Annotated in this window: 10 protein-coding genes and 3 pseudogenes; 9 read left to right on the forward strand and 4 right to left on the reverse strand. The window is 64.9% G+C overall.

The window, feature by feature from the left end; all coding sequences use genetic code 11:
• The first annotated feature begins 8 nt into the window (after nucleotides 1-8).
• Nucleotides 9-1,358, forward strand: a pseudogene (locus tag J7024_RS24255) (NCS2 family permease).
• A gap of 46 nt (nucleotides 1,359-1,404) precedes the next feature.
• A complete protein-coding gene (gene add, locus J7024_RS24260; protein ID WP_124829524.1) occupies nucleotides 1,405-2,505 on the forward strand; it encodes an adenosine deaminase in 1,101 nt (366 codons plus the stop codon).
• Between the two features lie 33 nt (nucleotides 2,506-2,538).
• Here add and J7024_RS24265 read toward each other — a convergent pair whose 3' ends face one another.
• On the reverse strand, nucleotides 2,539-2,985 hold the full coding sequence (locus J7024_RS24265) for a nuclear transport factor 2 family protein (protein WP_124829523.1): 447 nt from the start codon (nucleotides 2,983-2,985) through the stop codon (nucleotides 2,539-2,541).
• 271 nt (nucleotides 2,986-3,256) lie between these two features.
• Here J7024_RS24265 and J7024_RS24270 point away from each other — a divergent pair, with 271 nt between their 5' ends.
• Nucleotides 3,257-4,519, forward strand: a complete 1,263-nt coding sequence (locus tag J7024_RS24270) for a hypothetical protein (protein WP_233410041.1) — start codon at nucleotides 3,257-3,259, stop codon at nucleotides 4,517-4,519.
• Between the two features lie 45 nt (nucleotides 4,520-4,564).
• Nucleotides 4,565-6,451, forward strand: a complete 1,887-nt coding sequence (locus J7024_RS24275; protein WP_175761692.1) for a WG repeat-containing protein — start codon at nucleotides 4,565-4,567, stop codon at nucleotides 6,449-6,451.
• A 135-nt stretch (nucleotides 6,452-6,586) separates the two neighbouring features.
• Here the strand turns inward: J7024_RS24275 and J7024_RS24280 are convergent.
• Nucleotides 6,587-7,013, reverse strand: a pseudogene (locus tag J7024_RS24280) (transglycosylase domain-containing protein); the annotation flags it as partial.
• Nucleotides 7,014-7,193: 180 nt separating this feature from the next.
• A pseudogene (locus J7024_RS37560) lies at nucleotides 7,194-7,459 on the reverse strand (TonB-dependent receptor); the annotation flags it as partial.
• Between the two features lie 195 nt (nucleotides 7,460-7,654).
• On the opposite strand from J7024_RS37560, the gene J7024_RS24285 reads away from it, so the two are divergent.
• The 5 genes from J7024_RS24285 (at nucleotide 7,655) to J7024_RS24305 (ending at nucleotide 14,070) form a co-directional block, all read left to right on the forward strand.
• On the forward strand, nucleotides 7,655-8,311 hold the full coding sequence (locus J7024_RS24285; RefSeq protein WP_234745547.1) for a response regulator: 657 nt from the start codon (nucleotides 7,655-7,657) through the stop codon (nucleotides 8,309-8,311).
• A gap of 135 nt (nucleotides 8,312-8,446) precedes the next feature.
• Nucleotides 8,447-9,553: a porin gene (locus J7024_RS24290; RefSeq protein ID WP_124829521.1), complete on the forward strand. Its 1,107-nt coding sequence runs from the start codon at nucleotides 8,447-8,449 to the stop codon at nucleotides 9,551-9,553.
• An 8-nt stretch (nucleotides 9,554-9,561) separates the two neighbouring features.
• Nucleotides 9,562-10,653, forward strand: a complete 1,092-nt coding sequence (locus tag J7024_RS24295; RefSeq protein ID WP_233410040.1) for a porin — start codon at nucleotides 9,562-9,564, stop codon at nucleotides 10,651-10,653.
• A gap of 73 nt (nucleotides 10,654-10,726) precedes the next feature.
• Complete coding sequence (locus J7024_RS24300; protein ID WP_175796408.1) at nucleotides 10,727-12,307, forward strand: outer membrane protein assembly factor BamB family protein; 1,581 nt, start codon at nucleotides 10,727-10,729, stop codon at nucleotides 12,305-12,307.
• Between the two features lie 839 nt (nucleotides 12,308-13,146).
• Nucleotides 13,147-14,070: a LysR family transcriptional regulator gene (locus J7024_RS24305; RefSeq protein ID WP_124829557.1), complete on the forward strand. Its 924-nt coding sequence runs from the start codon at nucleotides 13,147-13,149 to the stop codon at nucleotides 14,068-14,070.
• A gap of 150 nt (nucleotides 14,071-14,220) precedes the next feature.
• On the opposite strand, the gene pdxR is transcribed toward J7024_RS24305, so the two are convergent.
• A partial coding sequence (pdxR, locus tag J7024_RS24310) for a MocR-like pyridoxine biosynthesis transcription factor PdxR (protein ID WP_234745548.1) occupies nucleotides 14,221-15,241 on the reverse strand: 1,021 nt, incomplete at its 5' end.

The following is a 15,241-nucleotide window of genomic DNA, read 5'->3' on the forward strand; positions in this document are numbered from 1 at the left end:
GAACCACCATGTCAGCGACTGACACGATGCCGGCGCGTACGCCGGCCAACTGGCTCGAACGGCGCTTCGCGCTCGCCGCGCGCGGCACGAGCGTGCGCACCGAGACGATCGCGGGTATCACGTCGTTCCTCACGGCGGCGTACCTGCTCGTCGTGATTCCGTCGCTGCTCGCGACCGGCGGAATGGAACGCGGCGCGGCAACCACCGCGACGATCGTCGTGTTCGTGCTGTTCACGACGCTGATGGGGCTCTACGCGAACCTGCCGTTCCTCGTCGGCCCCGGCATCGGCGGCTCGGTGATCATCGGCGTGACGCTCGCGACGACCGAACATGTCGGCTGGCAGACGGGCCTCGGCATCGCATGCGTGTCCGGCATGCTGTTTTTCCTGCTGACGATCTTCGGCGCGCGCGGCGTCGTGATGCGGCTGATTCCGGTGCAGATCAAGCTCGGCCTCGGCGCGTCGATCGGCCTGTTCGTCACGATGCTCGGGTTGCGCAATGCGGGGATGGTCGTCGCGAACGCGAAGACCAACGCGTTCGCGCTCGGCGATTTCTCGCGGCCGGGCGCGCTCGTCGCGCTGATCGGCCTCGCGGTCGCGATCGTGCTGCAGGCGCGCAAGGTGCCCGGCGCAATCCTGATCGCGATTCTGGTTGCCGCCGTGGCCGGCGTGCCGCTAGGCGTCACGCATCTGCCGGCGTCGTTCGTGTCGCTGCCGCACAGTATCGCGCCGATCGCGTTCAGGCCGACATCCGCAGCGCGCTGACGCTTGCGGCCGCGCCGTACCTGTTCGCGTTCTTCGCGGCGGAATTCTTCTCGACGCTCGGCACCGCGCTTGCGGTCGGCGCGAAGGCGAACCTGCTCGACGAAACAGGGCAACCTGCCGAACATCAACCGGCCGTTCCTCGTCGACTCGCTCGCCGCGACGCTCGGCCCCGTGTTCGGCATTCCCGCGCTGACGGCGCTGATCGAATCGGCGGCGGGCGTCGAAGCCGGCGGCCGCAGCGGGCTGTCGTCGCTGGCGGCGGCCGTGCTGTTCGCCGCGATGCTGCTGTTCGTGCCGGTCGCGCTCGCGATTCCGAAAGAGGCGACCGCGCCGGCGCTGATCCTGATCGGGCTGTCGATGTTCGCGACGATCCGCCATACGCATTTCGACGACTTCACCGATGCGCTGCCCGTGATGTCGATGGTGCTGCTCACGCTGATGTCGAACAGCTTCGGCACCGGCATCGCCGGCGGGCTGCTGTGCTACGTGCTCGTCAAGCTGCTGGCGGGCCGCTGGCGCGACGTGTCATGGGGGCTCGTTGTGCTCGCGCTGCCGCTCGGCTATTACTTCTGGACCGTTGTGAAGCCGCACTGAGAAACGGCTTTCACGACGCATCGGCACTACCGCAAAAGAGACTGACATGAAGGCAACACCAGGTAACGTCCCGGCCGCGCGCACGGGCATCGAGATCACGCCGGCCCATCGGGCCTTCTTCCATGCGCTGCCGAAGGTGGAGCTGCATTGCCACCTGCTCGGCGCGGTGCGGCACGACACGTTCGTCGCGCTCGCGGAGCGCAGCGGCGCACCGATCGAGCGCGCGGAGATCGACGCGTTCTATGCGCGCGGCGAAAAGCCGGTCGGCGTGCTGCACGTGCTGCGCGCGCTCGACAAGTATTTGCTCACGCGGCCCGACGACCTGCGGCGTATCGCGTACGAGTATCTGGAGGATGCGGCCGCACACAACGTCCGGCATGCGGAATTCTTCTGGAATCCGACCGGCACGGTGCGCGTGTCGGGCATTCCGTATGCGGACGCGCAGGCAGCGATCGTGACTGCGATTCGCGACGCCGCGCGCGACTTCGGGATCGGTGCATGCCTGATCCCGAGCATCGATCGCGAGCAGGATCCCGACGAAGCGGTTGCGATCGTCGAATGGATGAAGGCGCATCGCGCGGATGAAGTCGCGGGGATCGGGATCGACTATCGCGAGAACGACCGGCCGCCGGAGCTGTTCTGGAAGGCGTATCGCGACGCGCGCGCGGCCGGCTTCCGCACGACAGCGCATGCGGGCGAGTTCGGGATGCCGTGGCGCAATGTCGAGACGGCCGTCGACCTGCTGCACGTCGATCGTATCGATCACGGCTATACGATCGTCGACAACCCGGCGCTGTGCGCGCGCTACGCGGAGCGCGGGATCGTCTTCACGGTCGTGCCGACGAATTCGTACTATCTGCGCACGCTGCCGCCGGAGCAATGGGCGGAACTGCATCCGATGCGCAAGATGCCGGGGCTCGGGCTGAAGATCCATCCGAACACCGACGATCCGACGCTGCACAAGGTGAATCCATCGGAAGCGTGGGAGCTGATGTTCAGCCACTTCGGCTTCACGGTCGCCGACCTGAAGCAATTCATGCTGAACGGGATCGACGGCGCGTGGGTCGACGACGCGACGAAGGCCACGTGGCGCGCGGCGTGGTCGCCGGAATTCGACGCGCTGGCCGCGACGCTTGCGGCGGCCTGAGCGCGCTGCGCGCAGTAGCCGCCGGTCGGCGTGTCAGCCGGCCGGCGAATCGTTCAGGTGGTAACGCAAGTCGCCCGCGAAATCGAACAGCGTGTAGTCGCGGAACGCGAAACGCCACGTGCCGTCGACGCGCTCGAACGCGTCGCGATAGCGGCCTGCCGCGATCGGTTGCAACGCCAGGCCGTCGGTGGCCTGCAGCACCGTGTAGTACGAGCGAGCCGTCGCGCGATGCGCGGCTTCGTCGATCTCGATGACCGGATTCGTAATCACGTGCTTCGTGCGTGGCGTGCCGCACGCGTGGCGCTTGACGCGCGCATCGAACAGTTCGAGCAGTTTGTCCGAGTCGATCGTCGGCGCATCTTCCGCGACCTTGAGCCGGGCATGCCGGAACAGCGCCGCCATGCCCGGCAGGTCGCCGGCATCGAGCAACTCCGCATAGCGGTACAGCAGGTTCGCGATTTCGACAGCACTTGCGCTCATGCAGCCTCCGGCATCGGTGGATGACGACGGCGATGGTGCGCGGCGTGCAGCCCTTCCGCTTCGTCCAGGTGGACTATGGCGGCACATCGACCGATCGCGAAGCCGGCTTCGCACGGGTTCGGCCGTCTCCGCGCGCCGCTTTACACCGCGGGCTGGCGTACACCGGTCGCGTTCGCTATATTGGCGTCCGGCGGCATCCGGTCGTGCCGCCGCCGCCGTGCGCCCCCGTGCCGGCATTCCGACAACAATTCGAACCTCGAGAGGCCCTGCCGTGCGCATTCCCGTTTTCTGTCTGATGATGCTCGTGTCGCTCTCCGCGCGGGCCGCCAGCGGCTGCGACGGCCTGCTCGGCGATTACGCGCCGGCCGCCGGCAAGCCCGCGACCATGCGGGTCGAGAAGGTGGGCGGCGACATCGTGCTGCGCATGCGCGACGCCGGCCGGTGGAGCGTCGAAACCGCCCCGACGCACGTTGCGGAACTCGATATGGATGGCCCGGAGAAGCCGCCTGCCGACGCGTGCATACTCGACGTGCCGGGCGGCGAACTGATCAAGATGCCGATTGGATCACCGTATCAGGTTACGTCGATCACGGGCAGCAATTTCACGACGAAGCATTCGACCACGGGCGTCCTGTTGCGGATGGAGCAGGGCTTCCAGGTCGACGGCATCGAGCTGTATCCGGTCGCGCGCAGCGGCGATTCGCCGCCGCCCCCCGCGAAGGCAGTGCCGGGCCGCGAGATCGCCAGCACGGGGCCGTGTCCCGGCTACCATGCGCCCGACATGAGCCAGGCGGACTTCGACGGACTGTCGGATCGCGTGCGCAAATACTTCGCCGGTCTCGACCCGGTGCAGCAGCGCGAATTCGTGTGCGGGCAGACGCTCGACCAGATCGTCGGCGACGGCTTGTCGTCGAACGACGCGAAGACCGTCGATTCGATGTGGCGCTGGCTCGACGTGATGCTGCACGCGCACCAGGTGCCGCGCGACGAGCATGGCAGCGACGATCGCTGGCGCGTGGCCGGCCAGTTGCTGCACTACAACCGTTCGGACGCCGATGCCAAGGCGTCGCCGGACCTCGAGCGCCGGCAAGCGCTCGTGCTGGACCTGCTGGTGCCGAACCTGCCGCCGCCCGACACGCTGCGCGACGGGCGCGAGGACCAGGCGAGCGATCTCGCCTCCGAACTCGTGAAACTGCCGGAAGCCGATGCGCTCGCCGCGCTCGGCAAGCTGCACGCGAGCGGCGCGCTGAGCTGGCAGATCCACGACAACAATCCGTACCATCTCGCCGACGCCGCGTTGTCCGACGCATTGAATCCGCCCGTGTCGGCGTCGGTGTTCGCGCTGCTCGTGAAGGATGCGAATCCCGTGGTGTTGCAGAGCGATACGCTGCTTCGCGGCGAAGTGATCGAGCATCACGTCGAGGGTGTGCGACGGCTGTTGGGTGTCGGCGTGAAGCCGACCGCGAAGGTGCTGGCCGATGCGGGCGACGATCCGGAGATGCTGCGGCTGCTGAAGGCGGCGGCCGCGCGCTGACGCGATACGCCGGAATACGATACGACGACGAGGGCGACCCTTCCAATGGGCAATCGAGCATGGCTTTATCTCCAGGCGGGTGACGGCGACGACGCGCGGACAATCGAGTTCGCGGAAAGCAAGAATCACTTTCCGCTGCTGTGGCGCGTGTTGCTGGCCGAAGGCGGTGCGGGCGACGCGGTAACGCATCAGCGCGTGTTCGGCGATGCGGGCACGCCGAACCTCGCCAGCGACGCGCGCGCCGCGCAGGCGCGCATCGGGCGGCTCGCGGCGTTCGTCGTCGCGCATCCGCTGCCCGGCGACGATCCGGCGCTCGCACGCCAGTTCGACGCGCTCGTGCGCCATCTCGGCGAATCGATCGACGCGCTGGGCGATGCGCACGGCGCGCCGCGGTTTTCCGCGAACCTCGATGAGCTGTCGTGGCTCGACGGCGGCGGTCCGGACGATTACATCGATCAGGAGCGTGCCAACTGCACCAGCCTGTGGTGGCAGGTTGCGAACTGCATGGATTTCCGCGACGTGCGCGGCCTGCGCGATGCGCTCGAAATCGACACGCCGGCCGACTGGCGCGACTGGGCTTGGGGCTTCGGGTTCGGCGGCGTGTCGCATCACTACTTCCGGCGCCAGGAGCCGCCGCGCGGCGTGACCTTCGCCGAGATGTTCGACGCCGGCGAGCTGCATGGAAACTGGCTCGACCACGACACGTTCAGCTTTCGCGGACGCAACGGCCTGTGGGGCGTCCGGCGTGAAGCCGACGATGCATGGAACGTGATCGTGCCGCCCGAGTGGGCAAGCCTGTGGCGCAGCGGCGCACACGACGACCGGTTGCTGTGGGTCGCGCGCGACGGAAAGGTCGGCCTGCTGCTCGCGGACGAAACCGGCGCGCGCGTCGTGCACGAACCGGCGTTCGACGCGGTGTGGGACTTCAGCGAGGACATCGCCTGCGTGCGGGTGGGCGAGCGGTTCGGGCTCGTGCGCACGGACGGCACGTGGGTGCTCGAACCGTCGCTCGACGATTTCGGCGAGTTCTCCGACGGGCTGGCATCGGCGAGCGTGGACGAGCGCTGGGGCTTCATCGACACGAACGGCGCATGGGTGATTCCGCCGCGTTTCGGCGACGTGCAGGAATTCGTGAACGGCAGCGCCGTCGCGGTATGCGAAGGCGAGCGCTGGGGGCTCGTCGGTCGCGACGGGCAATGGCTGGCGCGGCCGGAATGGGCGTCGCTCGAATGGTCGGTCGAGCACGGCGCGTTTCTCGCGCAGCGCGCCGATCACGTCGGCCTCGTCGATCTGAAAGGCCGCGTGGTCGTCGAGCCGCGTTACGCGGAAGTCGCGCGGCTGATCGACGTTGAACGGACCGAGACGCTGGCCGAACTCGGTGAGATCCGCCATATCGTGCGGCGCGACGACGGGCGCTGCGCGATCGTCGACGGGCTTGGCCGCGCGCTGACGCCGTTCGAGTTCGTGAACATGGGCGCGCTGTCGTGGTTGCCGGACGATGGTGCGGTGCCGCGCGAGCTGTTCAGGCGCCATGCGATCGGCATCCTGCCTGGCGAGCCGATGCAGGCCGCGATCTGCGATCTGGATGCGGGTACAACGATTACGCTGGGCCGGTGCGATGATGTGTCGGGGCTGTACTGGGGCAGCGGTCATGGCTGGCTGTCGGCCGTGCAGGACGAGGACGGCGACGACGTGCGCGTGGCCGTGTTCCGCGCGGACGGCACCGTGCTGCATCCCGCACGCTACACGAGGATCGGCGACGACACGCTGTTCGACCGTCATGCCGCGCGCACGTCGCTGATGCCGTGGTTCGTGCGCCGCGTCGCGATCGCGCGTAACTGGAGCGGCGGCGAACCGGTCGCGGCATTGCGCGACGGCGGCGCGCCGGTCTGGTTGTACGCGGACGGTCGCGCGACGACGACGCGTCGATGAATCGCAAGGCCGGCGGGATCCGCCGGCCGGCTTCGCGATCAACGGAAACTCTTCAACCAGTCGAACAGCCCCGGGTGCGGCCGCCGCTTCGGCGCGCTCGCCGGTGCGCTGCGCGGCCGGAAGTCCGGCGAGAACTAGCATCCCGACGAGCGTCGCGTGCTCGACGATGTCGAACTGGTTGGCCGATTGGCCGAAATAGGTGCGCGGCCTTTTCGACGTCATACGCGTTGTACAGGAACGGCACGGTGTTCAGGTCGATCTCGAGGATCTCGTCCTTGCTGTACACCGTCTCGATCTTGAACGCGGTTATCAACTGGCCGTCGGCCGACAGCACGCGCGGGGCGGTCGATGCGCGCCTTGCGGATGTCGCCGATGCTCGGCGTGAACGGCACGAACGCGAGCAGGACCAGCAGGCCGAGCACGGGTATCGCGGCGAGCGTTAGCGCGACGCCACGGCGCGTCGGATGGCGCAGGCGGTGCCATGCGCCGGCACCCCCAGCGCGCGGGTGCCGTCACGGCAGCGAAGCCACAGGTTGCGAAGAAACGGCACGAAGCGATTCACGGCGGCAGGAGCGCGGTCGGAGAAGGCGCGATCCTAGCAAACCGGGCAGCGTCGCCTGTGGCCAAAAAGCCCGTTTGCTTGCAGGATTGACAGACGATTACGTTTGTTGCCCGCGGACAACCTTTTGCTGCGCGCACGGCCGCAAATCCGCCGACGAATCGCGGCCGGCCAGCCCCGTACGAGCCGCAGCTTAACGGTGTTGGCCGGAATGCCGGGAATGAGGTCACCAGATCGTACGACGATGTTGTCGTTCGTGTCGGCACTCGAACGATTCGAACTGCTTTCGATGAAGGTTGATTCATGAGTCGCATGTTGCTGGCGCCGCTGCTGACGAACGGTATGTCGTCGGAGCGTGTCGTGCACCAGGCCGCGACGTTCCAGGTCGTCGCCGAGCCGATGCGCCTGCGGGCGCCGATTTCAACGGTTTCGGCTATCAGGGACCGGAGGTAGGATCGGAGGCGACATATTACGTTTCCCCCTATTTTCACTGAAAATGAAATATATATGAAAGGAATATGGAATAGATGCATTTCCATAATATGCATTTCCGACCGGGAAAAAACGGGGCAAGATTGCAGCGTTCAGTGATGTGTCGACGAAACGATCGCACGTCGGACATTTCGATACATGAGGCCCGCCACGTGCCCCCGCGCATCTCCATTTTGCTCGTTGACGACCATGCGGTTGTGCGTGAAGGCTATAAGAGACTGATCGCGTTCGAATCGGACCTTTGCGTATGCGGTGAAGCCAGGACTGCGGCAGAGGCCTATCACGCGTTCTGCTCGCTGCGGCCCGATGTGGTCGTGATCGATGTGTCGCTGCAGGGCCCGAGTGGCATCGAAGCCATCCGCCGCATGCTCGCGCGCGAGCGTGCGGCGCATATCCTGATATTCAGTGTCCGTGAGGAATCGATTTTTGTGCGCCGTGCGCTCGCCGCGGGGGCACTCGGTTACGTGACCAAGGCCAGTGCATCCGACGTGCTTGTCAATGCGGTTCGGGCAGTGGCGCACGGCCATCGATTCCTGAGTTCCGACGTCGCACAGGCGCTGCACGCGAGTGATGCGTTTCGGGAAGGACAAGTTGACAGCGCGCTCTCGGCGCGCGAGTTCGAGGTGATGGGATTGCTCATCCAGGGGTATACATTGCTCGCCATCGCCGAGAAACTCGGTATCAGCCGGAAGACTGTGGCCAACCATCAGTCGACGCTCCGCCAGAAGTTCGGCGCGGACAATAGCGTACAACTTGCCCGCATGGCAAACCGGTTCGGTCTGCCGTTTCAACCGGTGCCAGGCAGTTGATTTCAGATCGGATTTTTCAGTGGAAGCATGCCGATAATTATTAGTAGTAGAAAATAAATTGAAAGATGATCCGTCGTCGAAGGTAGCGATATAAATATTGGATGAATGCCGGGGCGGCTTTCATCGGAGAGAACGATGAGAAAGAGAATCTCAGTTGCCGTGTTGTTTGGGAGGCTCATGCCGGCCGCGTGGGCGCAAACGAGCGTGACGTTGTATGGCCGCGTCGACGCGGGGCTCGAGTACCTGAACCACGTCACGACGGCACCGGGTCGAACCGGCACACGCTTCAGCGCAGAGGGGGGCGACTGGGGCACGAGCATGCTGGGACTGCGGGGCAACGATGATCTGGGCGGTGGATTGTCCGCGGTATTCAATCTCGAAACTGCGCTGCAAACGATGAACGGTACGACGGGAGGCGGACGGCTCTTTTCGAGGCGCGCCTCCGTCGGACTGAAAGACGATACGTGGGGGCAACTCCAGGCCGGGCACAACCTGTTCATCGATAGCGATGGCGTGCGGGCGTTCGACCCGTTCGTGCAGCAGGCAGTGTCGTCGGCATCCCTCGTGCGCGGGCGCAACTGGCAGCAGACCAGCAATAACGTGGAATACCACAGCCCAGTTTTTCACGGCTTCGATGTGCAGGCGCAATACGCGTTCGGTAATCAGGCGAGCGGCTTCAACAACGGTGCATCGTCCGAGTTCGGACGCTCGGACGGCGTGGTTCTGACGTACCGCTCGCCGTATTTCGACATACGCGGCATGTACGACGAACTGCGCGATTCGACCGGCAAGTTCACCAATGTCTTCACGAGTGCCCGTGAATATTTCGTCGGCGGAAACGTGCGGATCCAGAAGTTCACGATTCAGACGGCCTGGACGCACTATTCGGCGCCGGACACACCGGCCGGCCTCGCGGACAACGCGGATCATTTCTGGCTCGGTGCGACGTGGCAGGCGAATTCCCGCTGGTCGGTAACGGGCGCGGGCTATTACGTCCGCGTGCGCAGCGGCAACGGCGATGCGACGCACGATCCTGCCGGCCATGCGACGCTGTACGCGCTTGGCACGACCTACAACCTGAGCAAGCGCACCTTCCTTTACGGCACGGTGGGTTATGTGCGTAACGGGATTCACTCGGATTTCTCGGTATTCGCGACTCCGATGGGTACGACGCCGACCACCAATCCGCTCGACGGCGAATCGCAGGTCACGACGTATGTCGGCGTGATGCACACGTTCTGAAACGATAGATGAAGACGGCATCGATGATCGGCGTCAAGCGGTTCCGGCAGCGGCGCAGCGGCGCTCGTCCGTTTTTTCGACAACGGGCGCGGGCGTGCGGTGCGCTGGGCGCCTTGCTCGTTGCTCCGTCTCTCGCGTGGGCGCAGGCATCTGTGACCTTGTACGGTGTCATCGATACGAGTATCGAGATCACGAACCCTGGGGCGGGATGGGTGGCGCGGATGGACTCGGGTGCGTATCGCGGTTCGCGGATCGGCTTGCGCGGCAGCGAGCCGATTGGCGGCGGGGCGAACATTCTGTTCGTGCTCGAGAACGGATTTGGCGCGACCAACGGCACGCTCGATACGGCGGCCACGCTGTTCAACCGCCAGGCCTGGATCGGTGCGGGCGGCCCTTGGGGGGAAATGCGCGTCGGACGGCAATATTCGCCGATCTATATCCCCTTCAAAGGCGGGATCGATGCATTCGGCGCGGGAACCATTGCGTCCGGGCTGAACAACTTCTCCAAGATCACCCCCTACGCGAGTAATGCGATCACCTACCTGTCACCGAAAATCGCGGGCTTCGACGCAACGGTGATGATGTCGCTGCGTGCGGCGAGCGACAACGACGGCAACGGGCTCGCGGGCAACTTCGAAACAGTGTCGTACCAGTACGGGCCGGTACGGCTCGCTTACGGGCATCAGCAAACGCACGGCAGCGGTGCGTTGCGGGCGAATCTCGCCGGCGCGTCGTATCGCATCGACAAAGCCACTTTGTTTGCGGACTGGTTCAATGCGTCGGGCGGCAATGCGCCGGTTTATCACAACGACGGTTTTGCGGTATCGCTGCGCTACGCGTTCGCACCAAATCTCGATGCTTCGCTCGGCTATGCGTACGTGCGCGACCGTTCCGGAACGGACAACAACGCGGACCAGCTCAGTGCGATGTGCGATTACAGGCTATCAAAGACGTTGCAGTTCTACGCGGGTGCGGGCTGGTTGCGTAATCGTAACAACGCGACCTTCACACTGCGTGGCGTCAACGTAACCGGGCTTCCGCCATCGTGGCCCGGCTCTCTGGTGCGCGGTGTACAGATCGGCATGATCGATCGTTTTTGAATGCGCGGACTAGCCAAAGTGAGCGCAGTGGCAAGGCCGGGATTTTCTATCGCTGTTTTATGGAGAACTGAAAATGAAACGAGTGTTCAACAGGCAAGACGCAGATCGGCGCGCTTCGCCGCTATCCTGGCGCACTCCGGCTATCGCGACGGCCGTCGCTCTCGTGAGCAGCCTCGTCGCTGCGGCTCCCGCTGCCGCCCAAAGCGCGGGAGACTGGCCGATGGGCGGACAGAATCTGCACAATACCCGCAGCGCCGCGGGCGAACGCGCGATTGGCCTGAACAACGTGGCCAAACTGGCGCCTCGCTGGTCGATCGATACGGACGGTAACGTGTCCGCAACGCCGACGGTCGTCGCCGGTGTCGTCTATGTGCCTGACTTCGGTGGCTCGCTATGGGCCGTCGATGCCGCGACCGGACAGGTCAAGTGGCACAAAAAGGTCAGTGACTACAGCGAGATTCCCAACGATGCGTCGCGTACCAGCCCTGCGTACTGGAGAGGCACGCTGGTGATCGGACAGGGCACGCAGATCGCCAACAATCCGACTGGCGCCTACATGCTGGGCATCAAGGCCGAAGACGGCGCGCCGCTGTGGCGCACGCAGGTCGACACGGACAAGACCGCAATCATTACGAGTTCGCCGGTTATCGACAACGGGATCGTTTACGTCGGCGTATCGTCTCGCGCCGAGGCGTTGAAGGAGACACCCCAGTATCGCGGCAGCGTCGTGGCGCTCGACGCGACGAGCGGCAAGCTGTTGTGGAAGACGTACATGGTTCCGGAGGGCTACACCGGCGGTTCGGTCTGGGGCAACACGCCGGTCGTCGATCGTGAAACCGGCTTGCTGTACGTGACCACGGGCAACAACTTTACCGTTCCGGAAGGGGTTTGCCGGTATCCGGGGCAAGAGAAGTGCAAGGCAGCCGTACCGGGCAATCATATCGACAGTTTCGTTGCATTGAACCTGAAGACAGGCAAGATCGCATGGGCCACCCGTACGCTGGCCGCCGACATGTCGACGAACTACGATCACGACGACGGCCCGGACTACGATTTCGGCTCGGGGCCGAACCTCTACACGACGACCATCGGCGGGCACAAGCGCACATTGCTCGGTGCCGGTCAGAAGAGTGGAGTCTACTGGGCGCTCGATCCGAAGACAGGCAAGGTCGTCTGGCACACCCAGGTCGGCCCCGGCAGCCTGCTCGGCGGCATGCTATGGGGAACGGCTGCTGACGGCAAACGCATCTACGTGTCGATCGGCAACCTGAATCACGAGCCCGTCGAAGTCAATTCACCTGCGGGGATGAAGACGACCAAGGGCGGCATCTGGGCCGCGGTTGACGCGGCAACTGGCAAGGTGCTCTGGCGCACCGCCGATCCGCAGCAGATGATGGACACAGTTGCGATGTCCGAGGCTAACGGCGTGGTGTATGCGGGTTCGCTGGCAGGCAGTGGCGCCAATATGTATGCACTCGACGCGTTGACCGGCGAAATCAAGTGGAGCTTCGAGAGCGGTGGCGCCGTCGTGTCCGGTGCCGCGATCGTTGACGGTACGGTCTACTGGGGATCTGGTTACCACACCAAGATTCTCGGGCTGCCGTATGCCGGCGATAACCACAAGCTTTACGCGTTTTCGGTAGCGAAACAGTAAGCCGCCTTTGCCAGGTGTCGCGAGTCCACCCGCGCGAGTCGATATCTGCGCCCAGATACGAACGTGACATCGTCAGTGCGGGTGGCGAGCCGAGGACGGCGCGTCGCTCGCATAAAACCAGCGAGAAGCGACGGGAGACGCGGGTGCATGATTCACGGTTCGTGGATAGCCGACCGGTGACAAGAACAGCCCCGTCGGTCCCCTGGAAACGCGGCGAGCGTTTGCACGAACAAGAGAGAATCCGTCGGACATGAACTGCAAGCGCTAATTCGAATCGGTTCGATTCCGTTTCTTTGGTGTTATTTCGACACGAATACGTGTCAAATGTGTCGGCGCGGCTACCGTGATGCCAGCGCAATGCGCACCGGACTTCCATCGTTCGCACGATCGAGGCCGGTCTCCCGTTTTTTTATCCAAAGGGCTGCATTCTTCGTGAGCAATCTGAAACATGAAGTATGTACTCCGAATAATGTCAAGACGATATTCATCGATCTGCATCCGCAGGCGACGCTCGCGGACGTGCCAGTGAAGTAAGCGTCGGCTATTGGTCGCGGTCGCGTTGAGCGCGCTAATTGCCGACGATTTCCCCACACGCCGTTGATCGAGATCGAACGGTCTGGCGTAGTGACGTGCCCGTTTGAAAGAACGAGATCGATCGTGAAACAGGTTGCGCTCGCAAGCATTTAATCACGTGACGAGTATTCGAAAAACGACTCGATGAGCGCGATCGCCTGCGCGTCAATCAGCATGACCAGCCGGCGCCGCAAGTGCGGTCAACGACCGCGTTTGAATCGTGCCGGCCGGCGCGCAGGCACACAACCATCGATTCCATTCCCATGATGCAACACCTTCCTGATCTCGACGCCTGGGCCATCTTCGCGCGCGTCGCGGAAACCGGCTCGTTTGCAAAAGCCGCCGAGCTGATCGGCACGTCGCAGTCGACCGTGTCGAAGGCCATCGCACGCCTCGAGAACCGGCTCGGCACCATGCTGCTGTACCGGACGTCGCGCAGACTGTCGCTGACCCCGACGGGCGATTTGCTGCGCGACCGTGCGATCCGGCTGCTCGCGGATGCCGAACTCATCGAGAACGAGGCATCCGCTCAGGCGCTGGAGCCGCACGGCCTCGTGCGCGTGAATGCGCCGATGTCGTTTAGTCTCCGGTATCTCGCGCCGGTGCTTCCGGCGTTTCTTGAGCGCTACCCGAACGTCGACGTCGATCTCATGCTGAGTGACCATCTGATCGACGTCGTTCCGGGCGGCTTCGACGTCGCGATCCGGATTGCCGAACTGAACGATTCGACGCTGCGCTTCCGCAGGCTCTGCGCAGTCCGCCGGCCGCTCGTCGCTTCGCCTGCCTACCTGGACCGGTACGGACGTCCGGCTCACCCGCGCGATCTCGATCGACATGTATGCCTCACCTACACGAATCTGCCGACGCCTGGTTGCTGGCGGTTTCGGCACGCCACGTCGGGTGACAAATTTTCGGTGTCGGTGAACGGACGCATCCGCGCCAACAACGCCGACGTGATCCTGCCCGCACTGGTCGCCGGGTACGGCCTCGCGCTGCAGCCCGAATTCCTGGTTGTCGATGCGCTGCGGCATGGCGAACTCGAGGAAGTGATGCACGACTGGAAGATCGCCGACATCAGCGTGAACCTTGTGACGCCACCCGGCATGCTGCGTACCGCGCGCGTCGCGGTGCTGCTCGACTATCTCGCCGAGCAGTTCACGACTGCACCATGGGCGCCGCCCGTGGGCTGAACATCTTGCTGCGCGCGCGCTGACGTTACGGGCGCTTTGATCCATGGAATCACGCGTCCCGGAGAGGCCGCACTAAGCGGTTCAAGGCGGCAGGAGCGCGGATGGAAGAGGCGCGATCCTGGCAAGCGACACACATGCGCCTACAACCTTTTACGGCTTGCGCGGCCGCGATTGCGCCGACGAAACCACGTCCGCGAGCCGCTGCGCGGCCGCCTCCATGCGCTCGCGATCGAACCCGCCGAAGCCGAGCACGAGACCCGGCCGCGCGGTGCCCGGCGCGAACATCGGCGACACGGCGCGCACCGCGACGCCTGCTTGCGCGGCGCGCGCGACCACGTCGAGATCGTCGATCCCTTCGGCGAGCCACAGCACGACGTGCATCCCCTGGTCGCCCGGCTGCACCCACGCGCGTTCGCGCGGCAGCCGCGCGCCGAGCGTGTCGATCAGCAGCGCGCGCTGTTCCGCATAGACGCCGCGCACGCGACGAATATGGCGGTCGAGATGCCCTTCGGCGATGAACGCGGCGAGCACGTGCTGATCGGCGGTCGGCGCATGGCGATCCATCAGCACGCGTGCGCCGCAGAGTGCGGGCACGAGATCGTCGGGCGCGATCACGTAACCGAGGCGCAGCGACGGAAACAGGATCTTGCTGAACGTGCCGAGATACACCACGCGCTCGGGATCGAGCCCCTGCAGCGACGGGAACGGATAGCCTTCGTAGCGCAACTCGCTGTCGTAGTCGTCCTCGACCACCCACGCGCCATGCGTGCGCGCCCAGCCGAGCAGCGCGTTGCGCCGCGCCATGCTCATCGGCATCCCGAGCGGATACTGGTGCGACGGCGTGACGAAGGCGGCGCGCGCGTTCGGCGCGAGCCGGATGCCGGCTTCGACGTCGATGCCGTCGGTGTCGACCGGCACCCGAACCATCGTGTCGCGCCGCCCGGTACTCTCGAGCAGCGCGGTGATGCCGCGATAGGCGGGATTCTCGACCCACGCGCGATCGCCCGCGCCGAGCAGGATCTGGCTCGCGAGGTGCAGGCCCTGCTGCGTGCCGCTCGTGATCACGACCTGATCGGCGCTGCAGCGTACCGAGCGCGAGCGGCGCACGTAGTCGGCGATCGCTTCGCGCAGCGGCAGCGCGCCTTGCGGGTCGGCATAGCCGGACGGCGCA

The sequence above is a fragment of the Burkholderia sp. WTPI3 genome (assembly GCF_021483755.1).
Classification (GTDB): domain Bacteria; phylum Pseudomonadota; class Gammaproteobacteria; order Burkholderiales; family Burkholderiaceae; genus Burkholderia.

Excerpts from the sequence above, each read along its gene's own strand:
- J7024_RS24265 (WP_124829523.1), bottom strand. The coding sequence starts at position 2,985 with ATGAGCGCAAGTGCTGTCGAAATCGCGAACCTGCTGTACCGCTATGCG.
- J7024_RS24305 (WP_124829557.1), top strand. The coding sequence starts at position 13,147 with ATGCAACACCTTCCTGATCTCGACGCCTGGGCCATCTTCGCGCGCGTC.
- J7024_RS24275 (WP_175761692.1), top strand. The coding sequence starts at position 4,565 with ATGGGCAATCGAGCATGGCTTTATCTCCAGGCGGGTGACGGCGACGAC.
- add (WP_124829524.1), top strand. The coding sequence starts at position 1,405 with ATGAAGGCAACACCAGGTAACGTCCCGGCCGCGCGCACGGGCATCGAG.
- J7024_RS24300 (WP_175796408.1), top strand. The coding sequence starts at position 10,727 with ATGAAACGAGTGTTCAACAGGCAAGACGCAGATCGGCGCGCTTCGCCG.
- J7024_RS24290 (WP_124829521.1), top strand. The coding sequence starts at position 8,447 with ATGAGAAAGAGAATCTCAGTTGCCGTGTTGTTTGGGAGGCTCATGCCG.
- J7024_RS24295 (WP_233410040.1), top strand. The coding sequence starts at position 9,562 with ATGAAGACGGCATCGATGATCGGCGTCAAGCGGTTCCGGCAGCGGCGC.